Source organism: Dehalococcoidia bacterium (assembly GCA_025060295.1).
Classification (GTDB): domain Bacteria; phylum Chloroflexota; class Dehalococcoidia; order Lucifugimonadales; family HRBIN23; genus HRBIN23.
The window spans coordinates 1-16595 of sequence record JANXCH010000004.1 but is presented as its reverse complement, the minus strand read 5'-3'; the positions used below and the strand labels follow the sequence as shown (position 1 = coordinate 16595).

The 16595-nt window shown below is 65.6% G+C and carries 19 protein-coding genes; 12 read left to right on the top strand and 7 right to left on the bottom strand.

Annotated features, from left to right (window positions below; translation table 11 throughout):
• The first annotated feature begins 6 nt into the window (after positions 1-6).
• Genes hisH through pyrE form a run of 6 tightly spaced genes read left to right on the top strand, consistent with a single transcriptional unit; the run spans position 7 to position 4136 of the window.
• The gene (hisH, locus tag NZ951_02735) at positions 7-669 is read left to right on the top strand and encodes an imidazole glycerol phosphate synthase subunit HisH (GenBank protein ID MCS7206835.1); all 663 of its coding nucleotides are present in this window, start codon (positions 7-9) and stop codon (positions 667-669) included.
• Complete coding sequence (hisA, locus tag NZ951_02730; GenBank protein ID MCS7206834.1) at positions 647-1408, top strand: 1-(5-phosphoribosyl)-5-[(5-phosphoribosylamino)methylideneamino]imidazole-4-carboxamide isomerase; 762 nt, start codon at positions 647-649, stop codon at positions 1406-1408. Before hisH ends, hisA begins: the two co-directional genes overlap by 23 nt.
• A gap of 44 nt (positions 1409-1452) precedes the next feature.
• A complete protein-coding gene (locus NZ951_02725) occupies positions 1453-2064 on the top strand; it encodes a class I SAM-dependent methyltransferase (GenBank protein ID MCS7206833.1) in 612 nt (203 codons plus the stop codon).
• A 2-nt stretch (positions 2065-2066) separates the two neighbouring features.
• Positions 2067-2903 carry an imidazole glycerol phosphate synthase subunit HisF gene (gene hisF / locus NZ951_02720; protein MCS7206832.1) on the top strand — a complete coding sequence of 279 codons (837 nt, stop codon included), beginning with the start codon at positions 2067-2069 and terminating at the stop codon, positions 2901-2903.
• A 47-nt stretch (positions 2904-2950) separates the two neighbouring features.
• A complete protein-coding gene (gene nadD, locus NZ951_02715) occupies positions 2951-3568 on the top strand; it encodes a nicotinate-nucleotide adenylyltransferase (GenBank protein MCS7206831.1) in 618 nt (205 codons plus the stop codon).
• Entirely contained in the window at positions 3561-4136 is a 576-nt protein-coding gene (gene pyrE, locus NZ951_02710) for an orotate phosphoribosyltransferase (GenBank protein ID MCS7206830.1), read from the top strand. Before nadD ends, pyrE begins: the two co-directional genes overlap by 8 nt.
• Here the strand turns inward: pyrE and thrC are convergent.
• Genes thrC through rpsF form a run of 6 tightly spaced genes read right to left on the bottom strand, consistent with a single transcriptional unit; the run spans position 4133 to position 8839 of the window.
• Positions 4133-5197: a threonine synthase gene (thrC, locus tag NZ951_02705; GenBank protein ID MCS7206829.1), complete on the bottom strand. Its 1065-nt coding sequence runs from the start codon at positions 5195-5197 to the stop codon at positions 4133-4135. The two genes, pyrE and thrC, sit on opposite strands and share 4 nt — an antisense overlap.
• Positions 5198-5221: 24 nt before the next feature.
• Positions 5222-6514 carry a homoserine dehydrogenase gene (locus tag NZ951_02700; protein ID MCS7206828.1) on the bottom strand — a complete coding sequence of 431 codons (1293 nt, stop codon included), beginning with the start codon at positions 6512-6514 and terminating at the stop codon, positions 5222-5224.
• Between the two features lie 9 nt (positions 6515-6523).
• Positions 6524-7645, bottom strand: coding sequence for a SurA N-terminal domain-containing protein (locus NZ951_02695; GenBank protein ID MCS7206827.1), 1122 nt, complete (start codon positions 7643-7645; stop codon positions 6524-6526).
• 9 nt (positions 7646-7654) lie between these two features.
• Complete coding sequence (rpsR, locus tag NZ951_02690; GenBank protein MCS7206826.1) at positions 7655-8032, bottom strand: 30S ribosomal protein S18; 378 nt, start codon at positions 8030-8032, stop codon at positions 7655-7657.
• Positions 8033-8059: 27 nt separating this feature from the next.
• Entirely contained in the window at positions 8060-8458 is a 399-nt protein-coding gene (ssb, locus tag NZ951_02685) for a single-stranded DNA-binding protein (protein ID MCS7206825.1), read from the bottom strand.
• Between the two features lie 21 nt (positions 8459-8479).
• Positions 8480-8839, bottom strand: a complete 360-nt coding sequence (rpsF, locus tag NZ951_02680; protein MCS7206824.1) for a 30S ribosomal protein S6 — start codon at positions 8837-8839, stop codon at positions 8480-8482.
• 128 nt (positions 8840-8967) lie between these two features.
• Here rpsF and NZ951_02675 point away from each other — a divergent pair, with 128 nt between their 5' ends.
• The 6 genes from NZ951_02675 to NZ951_02650 all read left to right on the top strand — a co-directional run bounded on the left by NZ951_02675 (position 8968) and on the right by NZ951_02650 (position 13559).
• Positions 8968-10032: a glucose-1-phosphate thymidylyltransferase gene (locus tag NZ951_02675; protein ID MCS7206823.1), complete on the top strand. Its 1065-nt coding sequence runs from the start codon at positions 8968-8970 to the stop codon at positions 10030-10032.
• Positions 10033-10099: 67 nt separating this feature from the next.
• The gene (locus tag NZ951_02670) at positions 10100-11293 is read left to right on the top strand and encodes a CoA transferase (GenBank protein ID MCS7206822.1); all 1194 of its coding nucleotides are present in this window, start codon (positions 10100-10102) and stop codon (positions 11291-11293) included.
• Complete coding sequence (locus tag NZ951_02665; GenBank protein ID MCS7206821.1) at positions 11290-11769, top strand: recombination regulator RecX; 480 nt, start codon at positions 11290-11292, stop codon at positions 11767-11769. Before NZ951_02670 ends, NZ951_02665 begins: the two co-directional genes overlap by 4 nt.
• A complete protein-coding gene (locus tag NZ951_02660; GenBank protein ID MCS7206820.1) occupies positions 11762-12433 on the top strand; it encodes a cyclase family protein in 672 nt (223 codons plus the stop codon). Before NZ951_02665 ends, NZ951_02660 begins: the two co-directional genes overlap by 8 nt.
• Before the next feature lie 84 nt (positions 12434-12517).
• On the top strand, positions 12518-13327 hold the full coding sequence (locus NZ951_02655) for a glucose 1-dehydrogenase (protein MCS7206819.1): 810 nt from the start codon (positions 12518-12520) through the stop codon (positions 13325-13327).
• A 10-nt stretch (positions 13328-13337) separates the two neighbouring features.
• Positions 13338-13559 (top strand): hypothetical protein, encoded by a 222-nt coding sequence (locus tag NZ951_02650; GenBank protein MCS7206818.1) that lies wholly within the window; start codon positions 13338-13340, stop codon positions 13557-13559.
• Positions 13560-13619: 60 nt separating this feature from the next.
• Here the strand turns inward: NZ951_02650 and NZ951_02645 are convergent.
• Positions 13620-16595 (bottom strand): S8 family serine peptidase (locus tag NZ951_02645; protein ID MCS7206817.1); only part of this gene is annotated, 2976 nt, incomplete at its 5' end.

Genomic DNA, 16595 nt, shown 5'->3' with positions numbered 1-16595 from the left:
GGAGCCATGCCCACTCCCCCCCGTATCGCCGTGGTGGACTACGGAGCAGGCAACCTGCGGAGCGTCGCCCGTGCTTTGGAGGTGGCGGGGGCTGTTCCTCTTCTGACCACCGGCCCCCAAGCCCTGTGGGAGGCCGATGGGGTGGTGTTCCCCGGCCAGGGGGCGTGTGGGAGTGCTATGGCTTTCCTGCACCAGAACAACCTGGTCGCCCCCTTGCGGGAGGTGGTGCACCAAGGCAAGCCCTTCCTAGGGGTCTGTCTGGGCCTGCAACTCCTGTTCACCCGCTCGGAGGAGGACAGCGTGGCGTGCCTGGACATCTTCCCTGGTGGGGTGCGCCGTCTCCCCCGCGGCCTGGTGGTGCCCCATATGGGCTGGAACCAGGTGCACTGGAAACGCCCCCATCCCGTCTGGGAGGGCATCCCGTCGGGCAGTTACTTCTACTTCGTGCACAGTTACTATCCCGAGCCGGTTGACCCCTCCCTGGTGGCGGGGGAGACGGAGTACGGTATCACCTTCTGTTCTGTGGTGGCGTGGGGCAACCTGGTGGCCACCCAGTTCCACCCCGAGAAGTCGGGGGTGGTGGGCTTGCGCCTGTACCGCAACTTTGTGCGTTGGGTGGGGGAGCGCCTACGCGTCCCGGAGGCCTATGGAAGTTATTCCCGCCATTGACTTGCGCTGGGGGCGTGTCGTTCGCCTCTACCAGGGGGCTTACGAGAAGGAGGAGGTGTTCAGCGAGGATCCTCCCGCTTTGGCCTTGCACTGGCAGGAGTTGGGGGCGCCCCGCCTCCACCTGGTTGATTTGGACGGTGCCCTGCAGGGGCGTATGGTAAACCTGGGGGTCATCAACGGCATCGTGGCGTTGGTGGACATCCCTGTGCAGGTGGGTGGGGGCATCCGCACCTTGCGTATGGCGCAGGAGCTGCGGGAGATGGGGGTGCAAAGGGTGGTGCTGGGCACCGTGGCGGTGGAACAGCCCCGTGTGGTGGAGCGCATGGTGCGCCGGTTGGGGGCCGAGGCGGTGGTGGTGGCCCTGGACGCGCGCAACGGGCGCATCGCCATCAAGGGCTGGACGGAGGAGACCCCCCTGACGGCCGGGGAACTCCTCCAGCGCATGGCTGACCTGGGGGTGCGGCGCTTCCTCTACACCGATATCCTGCGGGACGGCACGATGACGGAGCCGAACTTTGAGGCCATCGCCCATCTGGTGGAGCAGAGCCCCTACCCTATTATCGTCTCGGGGGGGATTAGCACTGTGGAGCATCTGGTGCGTCTGGCGCGCCTGGGGGTGGAGGGGGCCATCGTGGGGCGCGCCCTCTACACGGGGGCTATCTCCCTCCCCCAGGCCCTGGAGGCGGTGCGCCAGGCGTCGTCCCCCGCCCAGAAGGAGCGGGACGGAAAGGGAAGGTAGGGCCGGTGCCACGCGAGACAGGGCTAACGAAACGAGGGGGTAAGATGGGTACCAGTCCCTCTATGGGGAAAGAGGTCTCCTCTCCCCTTACTGCCGGCGTTGCGGGTCGCAAGGAGCAGTTCCTCTCCAAGGAGAACTGGGAGACTTTAGACCCGATGCGCCTGGTCGCCACTGTGCCGATCCGCACCTACCACACCATCGCCGACCTGTGGTGTGGGAAGGGCTATTTCACCCTCCCCTTCGCCAAGTACCTGTTTGATGGGAAGGTCTACGCCCTTGACCCCTCCCCGGAGCACTTGGAGGCTTTGCGTGCCCAGTTGCAGGCGGTGCACCTGACCAATGTGGAGGTGGTGCAGAGCGCCAGCCTGATGCCGCCCTTGAAGCCCGAAAGCGTGGACGGGGTGCTCCTGTTCCTGGTGCTCACCGAGGTAGCCGATAAGGAGGGCCTCCTGCGGGAGGCGGCACAGGTAATTCGGCGGGGCGGGTGGGCCGCCGTGCTGGAGTGGCAGAAGCGGGAGGGGCAGAAGGACGGCCCCCCGCTAGAGGAGCGCCTGTCGGAGGACGAGGTGTTGGCCCTGGCGCAAAAGGTTGGTTTCCGCGCCAGCGAACGGCGGGATGTCTCCAGCCGTCATTATTTGCTCATTTTGCGGAAGTAACCGTGCTCACTAAGCGCATCATCCCCTGCCTGGATGTGGATCGGGGACGGGTGGTGAAGGGTGTCTCTTTCGTCAACCTGCGGGACGCGGGCGACCCGGTGGCCCTGGCCCAGGCTTATGACCGGGAAGGGGCCGATGAACTGGTGTTCCTGGACATCACTGCCAGCGCCGAGGCGCGGGATATCCTGGAGGACCTGGTGCGGCGGGTGTCGGAGGTGCTGTTCATCCCCTTCACGGTGGGTGGGGGCTTGCGCACCCTCGCCGATATCCGCCGCATGCTGCAGGCCGGGGCGGATAAGGTCTCCTTGAACACTGCGGCTGTGCTGGACCCGGATCTGGTGCGGAAGGCGGCCCGCCACTTCGGGAGCCAGTGCATCGTGGTGGCCATTGATGCGCGGCGGGTGCGCCCGGGACCCCAAACCTACTGCTCCGATCCCTCCCTTGCCTTGGATGCCACCTCCCGCTGGGAGGTGCATATCTATGGAGGGCGCAAGCCCACGGGGATGGATGCGGTCAAGTGGGCGCGGCGCGTGGCCGACCTGGGGGCGGGGGAGATCCTGTTGACCAGTATGGACATGGACGGTCGGCAAGAGGGGTATGACCTGGCTCTCACCCGCACCGTGGCCGAGGCGGTGTCCATCCCTGTCATCGCCAGTGGGGGTGCGGGGGAGTTGGAGCACCTCTACCAGGCCCTTACCCAGGGGAAAGCGTCGGCAGTGCTGGCCGCCAGCATTTTCCACTATGGGAAGTTTCGTCTTGCCCAGGTGAAGGACTACCTGGCCCAGCGGGGGGTGCCGGTGCGCCCCCTGCCTGACCCCGCCCTTTTGGGCGTGGGGTAGTTCCCCTGGGGGTATGCTATCCTGGGGAAAAAGGGGTCGGGCCAGGTGTGAATATCGGCATTTTGGGCGGCACCTTTGACCCCATCCATATGGGCCACCTGATTCTCGCCGAAGAGGCCAGGGTGCGCCTGGGCCTGAGCAAGGTGCTGTTCATTCCCACCGGCCAGCCCTGGTTGAAGGCGGGGCGTCCCATCTCCCCCGGCCACCACCGCTTGGCCATGGTGCGCATGGCCATAGAGGATAACCCTTTTTTTGAAGCCTCGGACATGGAAATTCGCCGCCCCGGCCCCACCTATACCCTTGATACCCTAAGGGAACTGCGCGCCCAGTGGGGCAACGGGCCGGAGATTTACCTGCTGCTGGGCCTGGATGCCCTGCAGGATTTCCCCCGCTGGCACCAGCCCCAACGTATCCTGGAGATGTGCACCCTGGTGGGGATGGCCCGCCCGGGCTACTTGGACTTCTCGCCCCAGGTATTGGATGCCGTGCTCCCGGGAGCCTCCCAGCGCCTGGTGCTCCTGCATGGCCCCCATATCGGCATCAGCGGGACGGAGATACGGCGGCGGGTGGGGATGGGCCTCTCCATTCGCTACTGGGTGCCCCGCCCCGTGGAACTGTACATCGCCCAACACGGCCTGTACCGTAAGGGAGGAGGGCATGAGTAGGGAGGTCCGCCAGCGCCTGCTCGACCTGGCTAAGGCCAAAGGTGCGCTGAAGTTTGGGGATTTCATCCTCTCCTCGGGCCAGCGGAGCCACTACTACTTTGATGGACGCCTGCTGACCCTGGACCCGGAGGGGGCCTACCTGATCGGTAAGGAGATGGTGGCTCTGGCACGCGCCGTGCGCGCCCAGGCCATCGGGGGCCCCTCCCTGGGGGCCGATCCCATCGTGGGGGCTACGGTAGTGATGAGCCACCTGGAGGGGTATCCCCTGGTGGGCTTCCTGGTGCGCAGTGAACCCAAGGGGCACGGCACGCGTCGCCTCATCGAAGGCCCGCTGGGGAAGGGGATGCGGGTGCTCATTGTGGACGATGTGTGCACCACGGGGGGAAGCCTGTTCCGCGCCATCAACGCCGTGGAGGCCGAGGACTGCGCTGTGGCGTTGGTGGCGGTGCTCCTGGACCGTCACCAGGGGGGAAGCGACCACCTGCGCAAGCAGGGCTACGAGGTGCGGGCCTTTCTGGAATCCTCCCCCGACGGCTCCATCCGCATTGTGGAAGACCAGGCCCTCTAGCGCCCCAACATCCCCACTACCACTGCCTCCACCGCTTCCCAGTCGGCGGCCACCTCGTGCAGGGGGATGTCGGATATCTGGTTGGCTAGGTCGGGGTCTTTCAGGCCCGTGCCCGTCAGCACACACACCACCCGCTTCCCGGTCATATCGGCCCCTAGCCGAGCCTGCTTCAGAAGACCCGCCACAGCCGCTGCCGAGGCGGGCTCGCAGAAGATGCCCTCCTGCCGCGCCAGCAGTTTGTAGGCCTCCAGGATTTCCTCATCGGTAACGGTGTCAATCAGCCCGCCCGACTCGTCCCGGGCGCGGAGGGCCCCCTGCCAGGAGGCGGGGTTGCCGATGCGGATGGCGCTGGCGATGGTCTTGGGGTCTTTGATAGGGTGGCCCCGCACCAGGGGCGCTGCCCCCTCTGCCTGAAAGCCCCACATCTTGGGGCGCCGGCGCGCCCGTCCCGCCTGGACATATTCGCAGAAGCCCTTCCAATAGGCCGTGATGTTGCCCGCATTGCCCACGGGGATGCACAGGTAATCGGGGGCGTCGCCCAAAGCGTCCACAATCTCAAAGGCGGCCGTCTTCTGCCCCTCCAGACGGTAGGGGTTCACCGAGTTGACCAGGGTGATGGGGTAGCGCTGGGCCAGGGTGCGCACCAGTTCCAGGGCGCGGTCGAAGTTGCCCTTGATGGCTATCACTTGCGCCCCGTAGGCGATGGCCTGGGCCAGTTTGCCGCGGGCGATGTTGCCCTGGGGCACCAGGACGATGGTGGTGAGCCCCGCATAGGCCCCGTAGGCAGCGGCGGATGCGGAGGTGTTGCCTGTGGAGGCGCACATAATGGCGCGGGCCTTCTGCTCCAGGGCCTTGGCCACGGCCACTACCATCCCCCGGTCCTTAAAGGAGCCGGTGGGGTTACACCCCTCCAGTTTGAAGTAGACCTCTTCTGCCCCCAGCGTGCGCTCCAGGCGGCGGGAACGCACCAGGGGGGTGCTCCCCTCGCCCAAGCAGATGCGGGGTGTCTGGGGGGTAAGGGGCAAGAACGCCTCGTAGCGGGATAAGACGCCTTCACGCATACGCCCCCCGAGGGTGGGATGGGCCTACTCGGCCTCCACCCGTATCAGGTTACTCACCTCCCGCACCACCGGCAGGCGTCGGATGAGGCCCAGGGCCTCCTGTACCGCCCCCTCCCGAGCGGGATGGGTCATGATCACGATCTCGGCGGTGCCCGCGGTGGGGTCGGCATCCTTCTGAATGACCGAGGCGATGCTGATGGACAGGTCGCCCAGGATGCGGGCGATTTGCGCCAGCACGCCGGGGCGGTCGGCCACATTCAGGCGCAGGTAATACTGGGTGAGCAGGTCGCCCATGGGGCGCAGGGGGAGGGCGGTGCTGGTATCCACCCAGGGCAGGGGGCGCGCTTGGGCCTTGAGGGTGCGGGCAATAGTGAGGATGTCGTTCACCACGGCGCTGGAGGTGGGGGCTGGCCCCGCCCCCAAGCCGTGGAACACCACCTTCCCCACGAGATCCCCCTGCACCTCGATGGCGTTGTAGGCTCCGTCCACTTTGGCCAGCAGGGTGTGGGCAGGCACCAGGACGGGGTGCACCCGCGCCTGCACCTTCCCGTTCTCCTTGCGCCCAATGGCCAGCAGTTTGATCTCATACCCCAACTCGTGGGCGTAACGGAAATCCTTCGCTTTCAGGTGGGTGATACCCTCGCGGTAAATCTGGGCGACGGGCACATAGGAGCGGAAGGCCAGCAGGGAGAGCACCGCTAGTTTGTAGGCGGCGTCGATGCCCTCCACATCGTTGGTGGGGTCGGGCTCGGCGTAGCCCTTCTCCTGGGCCTCCCGCAGGGCCACCTGGTAGTCCACCCCGTCCCGCGCCATGCGGGTGAGGATGTAGTTGGTGGTGCCGTTGATGATGGCCCGCAGGGAGAGGATGTCGTTGGCCAAAAGGTCGCGCTGGAGGGGGCCGATGAGGGGGATTCCTCCCCCAACCGAGGCCTCAAAAAGCAGGTGCACCTGCCTCTGCTGGGCCAGGCGCAGGAGGGAGGGGCCGTGTTTGGCGATGACCTCCTTGTTAGCGGTTACCACATGCTTGCCCCCCTCCAGGGCACGCCGAATGTAGGTCGCCGCCGGCTCCTCGCCCCCCAGCAGTTCCACAATGATATGGCACTGGGGGTTGTCCAATAGGTCGGCGGGGTTGGTGGTCAGGAGGCCCTCGGGCAGGGCGACGGGGCGGGGCTTGTGGGGGGTGCGCACCAACACTCGCCGCAAGGCCAGGGTAACGCCGATCTGCTGGCCCAGGCTTGTCCCCTTCTGTTGGAGCACCTGGGCCACGCCACTCCCCACCACGCCCAATCCCATGAGGCCGATGCCGATTTCTGCCATAGCAGTCCTCTAGCGGGTGGTCTGCCCAGTCGGGGTGGAGGCGATGCGCAGCTGCTTCACCACCCAGGCGTATTTCTCGGAGTCGAAGTTGAGGCGCACGATGTGCTTGGGGCGCTCCTCGGAGAGCCACTTCTCCAAGGCACGGGTCTTCAGGATTTCCCTCTGCTGGCTGTCTACCTCTCGGGCGGAGGCGACCTCGGTAACCAGGTAGACCTGCCACACATTCTGCCCCTCAGGGCCGGTGGGGCGCATCTGGGGGCAGAGGAGGGTGCCGGGTTGAATGCCGGCGAAGAGGCCGGGCATCTCTGTCTCGCGGTTGGAGCCCGGCTCGGGCGGACAGATGATCTTCTCGTCGAGATCCGTGTGGATGCCCTTGACGACCCAGCCGATATCCCCCTCCTTGCGCACCTCCTCGTCGTCAATGGAGTACTCGTTGACCAGTTTGGGGAAGGGTTGGCCTTCCCGGAAGCGCTGCACCACCTCCCGAGCCTTGTCCTGGGTGGGCACGGTGAGACGGGAGAGGCGCACTTGAGGCTGGACGGTGGGGATGGTCTGGCCCAGGTAGTCGCGCATGCGCTCGCGGTAGAGGTCCCATTCCACCAGTTGGCGATGCTCCTGCTCGGAGAGGCGAATGGCGGTCAGGTATTGGCGATAGCGCTCGCGGAACTCCCGCTCCAGTTGGTCGGGGGGTGTGGTGTCGTTGGGGGGGCGTGTCCCCAGGATGCGGCGGCGCACCTCTTGGTCAATGTCCTCCTTGCTGACGGTGATGTTGTAGCGGGGGGCCACCTGGCGCACCAGTTCGTTTTCGCTGATGACTTGCACGATTTGGAAGGGCATGGTCCCTAGGTTGGGGTTTTGGCCCGTCAGTTCCGTCCCCCGCTGATACATGCGCAGGAGTTTCACCAGGTAGCCCATGGTGAAGATGCGGTCATTGACTTGGACAACCCACTCCCGCGGGGGCTTGATGAAGGTGGCATAGTAGCCATAGGCGGGGATGGCTAGGATGACCAGCACCGCCACGATGCCGAAGATGAGGGCGGTGCGGGCCTTGCGTTGCTCTTGCTGCCAGCGGGCTAGACGGCGCCGACTGGAGCGCATCTCGGTGGGGCGGGGCGGGGCTTTGCTGGCCATTCTAGCCTCCTAACGGGAGGGAGGCGGGGGAGCCGCGGGAGCGGGGGCGGGCTCGGCGGGGGCGGTCCACCCCGTCTTGCGCGGGTGGTCTGGCACGAAGGGGAGGAGGGCCAGGTGGCGCGCCCGTTTGATGGCCGTGGCCAGACGGCGCTGGTGCTTGGCGCATACCCCCGTCTTGCGCCGCGGCTCAATCTTCATCTGCTCGCTGATAAAGCGTTTGAGCAGGACAATGTTCTTGTAGTCAATGGCCAGGTTCTTGTCCACGCAGAAGGGGCAGGCCTTCTTACGCGGGGGGTAGTAGCGGCGGCGTGCCTTACGGCGGGCGGCCGCTGCGGTTTGGGCTTGCGGGGCTGGTGGGGTGGATGCAGGCTGGGGTGTGCTGGTCATGGCTTTCACCTCCCTCGGGGGGTGTGGCTAGAAGGGCAGGTCGTTGGGCGAGGGGCCTTCCTCGGGCGCCTCATCGGCGGCGGGGGCCTCAGCGGTGGGCCGGTCCAGAAAGAGGACCCGGTCGGCCCAGATTTCATTGACCCAGCGGGTCTGGCCATCGTTGCCCACCCAGGAGCGGCTCCGCAGGCGTCCCTCCACATAGGCCCTGCGCCCTTTGGTGAGGTACTGGCTCACCTGCTCGGCCAACTGCCGCCAGGCCACCACGGTGAACCATTCCGTCTCCTGCTGGCGGGTGCCGTCGGGGGCGTTGAAGGTGCGGGTGGCCGCCAGGCGGAAGGAGGTTACAGGGATGCCCTGGGGGGTATAGCGCATCTCCGGGTCGGTACCCACATTGCCGATGACGATAATCTTGACCAGCCCTGCCATCCCTCTCCTACCGCCGCAGGCTTATTCGACTTTCACCAACAGGTGGCGCAGGACCTCTTCGGTCACGCGCAGGGTCTGCTCGATAGCGCGGGAGGTCTGGGCATCGGCCTGGAAGCGGGTGAAAAAGTAGGCCCCCTCCTTGTAGTTACGGATGGGATAGGCCAAGCGTTTACGCCCCCAGGACTCGTGTTGCACGAGGGTGCCCCCCTTTTGAGTGATAAGGCGATGCACCCGGTCCACCACCGCTTGGGTGCGGGCGTCATCCACCTCGGGGCTGATGACTAATACCAGTTCGTAGTCCCGTATTGGCACGCTCTGCTCCGCCTCTATGCCCCCGGCTGGGCCGAGGGCGGTGTGGACTAGTTCCAGTATACCACGCATGGGGGGGGCAAGGTGCAGCGTCGGTCGTGGGGCGAGTTCCCCTGCCGCCCCCTGCTCCCAGGGGGCCATCCCCTTGCCCTGGCCAGCCCGCTCCCCTATGCTGAGGGAAAGCGACCTGTGGGGTGCCCATGAAGGGTCTGATACTGGCGGCGGGCAAGGGCACACGCCTGCGTCCCCTCACCTACACCCGCCCTAAGCACCTGGTGCCGGTGGGCAATCGCCCCGTGTTAGCTTATGTGTTGGACTACCTGGCCCAGGCGGGGGTGCGGGAGGTGGGTATTGTGGTGGCCCCCGATAGCGGACGGGAGATTCGCAAAGTGGTGGGGGATGGTGCTCCGTGGGGGATGCGGGTGGCTTATGTGGTGCAGGAGGAGCCGAAGGGTTTGGCCCACGCCGTCGCCTGTGCCCGCTCCTTTTTGGGGGATGATCCGTTCCTGCTCATGCTGGGGGATAACCTTTTCCAAGGGGGGATCGCCGATGCCTTGCAGGGCTGGCAGGAGGGGGGCACCGCAGCCCTTGCCCTGGTGAAGGAGGTGGCCGACCCCCGGCGCTTCGGTGTGGTGGAGGTGGATGCCCACGACCGTCCCCTGCGCCTGGTGGAGAAGCCCCGCGAACCCAAGAGCAATCTGGCCATCATCGGCGTGTATGCCTTCACGCCTGTGGTGCATCAGGTGATCGCCCAGTTGAAGCCCTCGGCGCGGGGGGAACTGGAGATTACGGATGCCCTGCAGGCCCTGGTGGAGCGGGGGGCACGGGTGCGCATCCGTCGCTTCCCCCGTTGGTGGCTGGACTTGGGGCGCAAAGAGGAGGTGCTGGAGGCCAATCGGCGCGTCCTGCAGGAGCGGACGTCCGGGGCCGTTCAGGGCATCCTGGAGGATTGCCAGGTGTCAGGGGTGGTGGAGGTGGGAGCGGGCTCCCACCTGCGGGGGAGTATCCTGCGGGGGCCTCTCTCCATCGGGGCCAACTGCGTTATCCACGAGTCGGACATCGGCCCCTGGGTGAGCCTGGGGGACGGCACCCATGTGCAGGACAGCACGGTGGTGGACAGCGTCGTTCTGGAGGGGAGTAGCCTGCACGGGGTGCACCTGCGCCACAGCCTTCTGGGGGCGGGGTGCCGGGTCGAAGGGGAGGGGCAAGGATGGCTCACCCTGTTCCTAGGCGACGAGGGGCAGGTGCACCTGCACCCGCCATAGGCGGGCTAGCCTTTCTGCATCGCATCCGCTAGGATAAACCTATCCTGTGGTGTGAGGAGGATCAACGGTGGCTGGCCCCCTTGCTGGCGTGCGTGTGGTGGACCTATCGTGGATTCTGTCGGGCCCCTTTTGCACGATGATTTTGGCAGACCTGGGGGCCGAGGTGGTGAAAGTGGAGCGCCCCGGCACGGGCGACGCCGCCCGGGGCACCGGCCCCTTTGTGGATGGCGTCAGCGCCTACTTCCTCTCCCTCAATCGCAACAAAAAGAGCATCACCCTCAACCTGCAGCATCCTTACGGGAAGGACCTGTTCCTCCGCCTGGTGGAGCAGGCCGATGTGCTGGTGGAGAACTTCACTCCCGGCACGATGGCTCATCTGGGGCTCGGCTATGACACCCTCTCCCAGCGCAACCCGCGCCTGATTTACTGCGCCATATCGGGCTTCGGGCAGGACGGCCCCTATGCCCAGCGCCCCGCCTTGGACGTCATCGTCCAGGCTATGGGCGGGGTGATGAGCATCACGGGGGAGCCCAACGGCCCCCCGGTGCGCCCCGGCACCTCCTATGGGGACATCGTGGCGGGGCTGTTTGCCGCTGTGGGCATCTGCTCCGCTTTGTATGAGCGCCAGCAGAGCGGAAAAGGGCAGTTTCTAGACATCAGCATGCTGGACTGCCAAGTGGCGGTTCTGGAGAACGCCATCGCCCGCTACCTGGCGACGGGGGAGGTGCCCCGTCCCCTGGGCACACGCCACCCCTCGGCCACCCCCTTCCAAGCCTTCCCGACCAAGGATGGGTGGATCGTGGTGGCCATCTTTGGTGGCAACGAGACCCACTGGCCCCTATTCTGCGCCGCTATCGGCCATCCCGAATGGATAGATGACCCCCGTTTCCAGACCTCCTGGTCGCGCACCCAGCATCACCACATCCTGGAGCCTGCCATCTCCGAGGCCATGCGCCAGAAGACCACCCAGGAGTGGCTGGACGAATTGCTGGCGTTGGGTATCCCCTGCGGGCCGGTGAACACCATTGACAAGGTGGTGCAGGATCCCCAAATCCAGCACCGCAAGATGTTGGTGGAACTGCCCCACCCGCGCATCGGGGCGTGGAAGTACCCCAACACCCCCATACGCCACTCCCGCACGCCGGGGGGCGTGCGCACCTCCGCCCCCGATTTGGGAGAACATACCGCACAGGTCTTGGCGGCTTGGCTGGGGCTGACGCCCCCCGAGGTGGAGGCCTTGCGGCGGGAGGGTGTGGTATGACCGAGGGCACACCGTCTGCGGCTGTAGCCGAAGCCCTTCGCTTGCTGGCCCGACGCCCCCTCACCGAAGCGCGCCTACGCCAGCGGTTGGAGCAGACCTTCTCTCCCGCCGCCGTGGAGGAGGCGGTGGAGCGCCTGAAGGCTTTGGGCTACCTGGACGACCGGCGGTTTGCCCAGGTATGGGCCGCCCAGCGGGAGCGCCATCGCCCCAAGGCCCGCTGGCTGATAGCCCGCGAACTGGTGGAGCAGGGCATTCACCCCCGCATAGCCCAAGAGGCTGTGCAGGGGGGCGACGATGCCGTGCTGGCCCGCCGCTGCGCCCAGCAGTGGGCACCCCGCCTGCAAGGCCTGCCCCGAACCACCTTCTTACGGCGTCTGTACGCCTACCTGAGGCGGCGGGGTTTTGCCCCCTCCTTGGCGCGTCAGGTTGCCCTTGAGGTGTGGCAGCAGACCTCCCTGGAGGCTCCTCGTGCATAAGTGGGTGGACCTGACCCTGACCCTGGCGCCCGACCGTGTGACGCCCGTGCCGGGTCTCCCCGGCTTCAGCGCCGAGCCTGTCCACACCCATGCCCAGCACGGACGGAGCAATACGCGCATCACCCTGGCCACCCACCTGGGCACCCATGTGGATGCCCCGTATCATTTCATCCCCGAGGGGGCAACGGTGGACCAGGTGCCGTTAGAGCGCTGGACGGGGCGTGGGGTGTTGGCCGACCTGCGCCGTTATGCCCAGCCTGGCCAGCCCTTGACCCTTGAGGCGGTGCGCTATGCCCTGCGGGAGGCGTGGCTGTGGGAGGCCATCGTCCTGCTGTGGACGGGGTGGGCACAACGAGAGATGGGGAGCCCTACCTACTACCAGCACCATCCCTTCCTGGCGCCGGCGGCGGCCGAGTGGCTGCGGGGGCAGGGTGTCAAGGCGGTGGGGGTGGACTTCCCGGTGGACCCTCCTGGGAGCGGGTTCCCCGTGCACCATATCCTGCTGGGGGCGGGCATACCCCTTATAGAGAACCTGGTGAACCTAGAGGCTCTGTGGGGCAAAGCCTTTGAGGTGTTTGCCTTCCCTGTGAAAATCGGCGGGGGCGATGGGGGGCCGGCCCGGGTGGTGGCGCGGGTGTGGGGGGCTCCCCCTCATCCCCCATAACGGGTGTCAGGACACTCCACAGGGTTGACCATTCAGAGGACTAAGCAAGGGGCATATGCCCCCCTGCAAGGAGGAAATGACTGTATGGGCGTGTTGGAGGGCAAGGTCGCTATTGTAACGGGGGCGGGGCGCTTGCGGGGCATCGGGCGGGCCACAGCTGTGGCCCTGGCCCAAGAGGGGTGTGATGTGGTTATCACGGGCACGGGGCGCGACCCCGCCACCTTCCCCGAGGATGAGAAGCGCATCGGCTGGAGGGATATTGAGAGCGTGGCGGAGCAGATTTGTGCCGTGGGGCGCAGGGCGTTGCCCCTGGTGGTGGATGTAACCAATGCCCAGCAGGTGCAGGAGATGGTGGCCAAAACCCTGGAGACCTTTGGGCGCATAGATATCCTGGTGAACAACGCCGCCTTCGCCCGTGGCCCCGACCGGGTGCCGGTGTGGGAGATGGACGAGAAGGTCTTTCGGCGGGTGTTGGAGGTGAAGGTGGTGGGGACCTTCCTGTGCACCAAGTATGTGGCCCCGGTGATGCAGAGGCAGCGCTGGGGGCGGATTGTGAATGTCTCCTCCACGGCGGGGAAGCGGGGGCAGGCTAATACCTCAGCCTATGCAGCGGCCAATGCGGCCACGCACCTGTTCACCCAATCGGTGGCGCGGGAGCTGGCCCCGTATGGTATCACTGTCAATGCCGTCTGCCCGGGGGTAACGGACACTTCCCGCATGGACGACCTGGGGCGGGGGGAGCGGTGGGAGGCGGTGCTGAAGACCATCCCTCTGGGGCGCGCCGCCACCGACGAGGAGGTGGGGCGGTTCATCGCCTTCCTATGCTCGCCGGTGTGCGATTACATCACAGGGCAGGCCCTCAACTTCAACGGCGGGTCGGTGATGGAGCACTAGGATGGGGGACATGAACCGTCGTCAGGCGTTAGGGCGGTTGCGCCGTCTTCTGCTGGGCGGGCTGGGGCTGGTGGTGCCGGGGGGCGAACCCTCCCGGGAGGAGGAGGTGCGGCGTATGCCCCTGCCCGAGGGGGATTCCATCTTCGCGCCGGCAAAGGAGGAGTTGCCACAGACACCAGTCTCCCTGCGCCATGACGAGGCAACTCCGCCGTCGGCACAAGCGGGGGCGTGAAAAGGCGAGGGGAGCTGTATATGCCCCCCTCGCCAGTTTTGCCCCGTGTACTGCAGGCCTCTACGGATAGGGGACAATGTTGCAGGTGCCCGTAATGTAGTTGCCGTGCACCCGTGTCCCGCTCCCACTGACCACGGTTACGGTCCGGGAGCAGGGCGTGGTGGCGTTGGGCACCGGCCCGAAGGAAACGGTGTAGGTTCCGGGGGGCACATGAACCCATAGCCCCCACTGGTTTCTCGGATGATTGTTCACGAATATCGTCGGGTTATCTCCACCTTCTGTCGTGACGCGCAGATAGCCATTCTCCCATATCCGCATGATCACCTCGGTGGTCTTCCCAGCCTCTACCGTGACAGGTTGGTCAACCGGCTGTTCGGTGAACGCGCCGCCAGGGGGGTGCATGCGCACCAGGATAGTGTTGGAGGCGTTCAATGCGTAGGGTGGATTACGGAACTCGAGACGATAAGGTCCGGGGGGCAGCTTCAGCCAGTTGACACCCCACTCGTTGAGCAAGATTCCGTTGGCGAAGATCTGAATGGCAGCGGGCGGCTGTGTCTCCACGCGCAACAATCCCTCGCCCGGCAGCCGCTGCGGGAAGATGACGAAGGCGCTCCCGCTCGTCAGCACCGGCTGGTTGTAACTGTGCTGTAGACCTATGCTAGCGTTCAACTGGATGCCCGCCGTGGCGCTAGCCCCGTTGTTGTAAGAGGCGTTCCCGAAGTCCGTGTCCAAGTAGCGGAAGAAGATGCGCCCCGTAACCTCCTCAATGGCCACCTGGAAGGAGGCCCCGGAAGGGGTATTGGGGTAGTGCTGTACATCCTGCCACTGGACAATCAAGTAGCGCCACGCCGAGGCGGGGGGGCGCACAATGGCCACCCACACCTCCCCTGTGGAGGCGCGCGGTTTGCCGATGAGGTCGTCCCAGAAGGCGGCGATAGCTGTTCCTAGGGTGCTGTTGGGGATGGCGGTGTTATTATACTGTCCGCACGGGTGCGCTTCCGAAAACCCGATATAGCCGTTGCTGTCCACCTGGAACTGGGTGAACTCATCGCCGAAGAAGGGGATGGGCATGCTGGATCCTAGAAGGATACAGCCGTCATCATCCAACTCAAAGCGCAGGCCCATGCCCCGGATGTCCACCCACTCAAAGGGGACGGTAGCCTTCTGATAGTTGGGGTTGCGGAGCACGCGGCCGGGGATGGTGCGCGGGGGCGCAGAGGTCATCCCCGCCTTTGTGGCCGTGATGGTGATGTTTGCTGCCCCCGCATTCTGGGGGGTCCAGTTGCCCGCGTAGATGCCGTCGTTGGCTGTGGTGTCGGGGGCCACGCCGTCGTCCCGCAGGGTAACGGCGGGGTCGCCGTTAGCGAAGGAGGCTGTTACCGTTGCCCCCAGCACTGGGTCTTGGCCGGCACACAGTTCGACACGAATGACCACCGGGGTTCCCGAGAGGACACGGAAGTTGCGATCGGGGGCCAACGGCAGGGCGATAATGGCAGAGGTGCCCACCGTCAGGGCGTTATAGGCGTTAAGGCGTCCCTCGGTCAAGGTCAGGCCGGCCCACTGGGGCTTGATGTCCGCACTGCACAAGATGCGCCGTTTGGCCTGTTGGTAAGTGAGGCTGGGGAACTGGGTGAACAGCAGGCCCGCTACACCCGCCACATGGGGTGCAGCCATAGAGGTGCCGTTCATCGAGGCGGCGTTGTTATTGGGCACCGTGCTGAGGATGTTTACCCCTGGTGCTGCCAGGTGCACCCTCAGGTTGCCGAAGTTGGAGAAAGACGCCTTGTTATCATTGTGGTCGGAAGCGGCCACGGCGATGATGTTCTCTACATCGTAAGAAGCAGGATAGAAGGGGGAGGCGTCGTTATCGTTATTGGCGTTGCCAGCGGCGGCGATGAACAGCATGCCCCGGTCGCGGGCGGCGGCGATGGCGTCCCGCAAGGCAGTGGAGAACCCGCCACCTCCCCAGGAGGCGTTGATAACACGCACATTGGTGCCAGTGGCGTTCTGGGCCACCGCGTATTGGATGCACTCGATGGCATCGGCTGTAGTACCTGAGCCGTCGGCTCCGAGGAACTTCAGGGCCATCAGGCTGACCCGCCACATCACCCCCACCACTTGCAGGTTGTTGTTCCCCACGGCCCCGATGATGCCGGCCACATGGGTGCCGTGGTTGTTGTCGTCCATCGGAGGCGCGTGGTTCGTGGCGGTGCCGATGCAGTTGATCCCGTGGACATCGTCCCGATAGCCGTTGCCGTCGTCGTCAAGGTTGTTGCCAGGAATCTCGTGGGGGTTACGCCACATATTGGCGGCCAGGTCGTTGTGGTTGAAGTCAATGCCCGTGTCCACGACGGCGATGACGGTGGAGGTGCTCCCCCGCTGGATGTCCCAGGCTTCGGGGGCATCAATATCGGCATCGGGGGTGCCCCCTGTCTGGCCGGTGTTGTGGAGGGCCCACTGTTGTCCGAACAGGGAATCGTTGGGGGTGGTGGGCGCAGCGCGGAGGATATAGTTAGGCTCTATGTAGACGACCTGCCCCGCCAGCCGCTGTTGGGCCTGGGCGACGCTCATCCCCTTAGGGAGGGCAACACGATAGATGCCGAACAGGGGGTAGCGCTCCTGCACCTGGATGCCCTGGGCTTGTAGGATGCTCTCAGCCTGGGCGGCCGAGACCTCGGCCTTGAACTTTACCAGGGCCTCGCCCTCCACAGCCTCGGGCTTCTGCCGGGAGATGACACGGACGACTTGCACCGTGTCGCCACTTTGCTGGGGAGACGGTTGGGCGGGGGTCTTGCCAGTCCCCTCTTGCACGGTTGCCACCGTCGGGGCCTGACCCAGGGGGGTGAGGTGCACCTCCCCTGCCGGCTGGGTGCCGAAGATGTAGTTAGGTTCTATGTAGGCGATGCTGGGCCCCAAGCGCTGGGACGCCTGCTTAACGCTCATCCCCTTGGGCAGGCGCACCCGATAAATGCCCAGCAGACTGTAGTGTTCCAGGACTTCTATGTTGTTAGCCTGGAGGAGAGCCTGGGCCTGGGC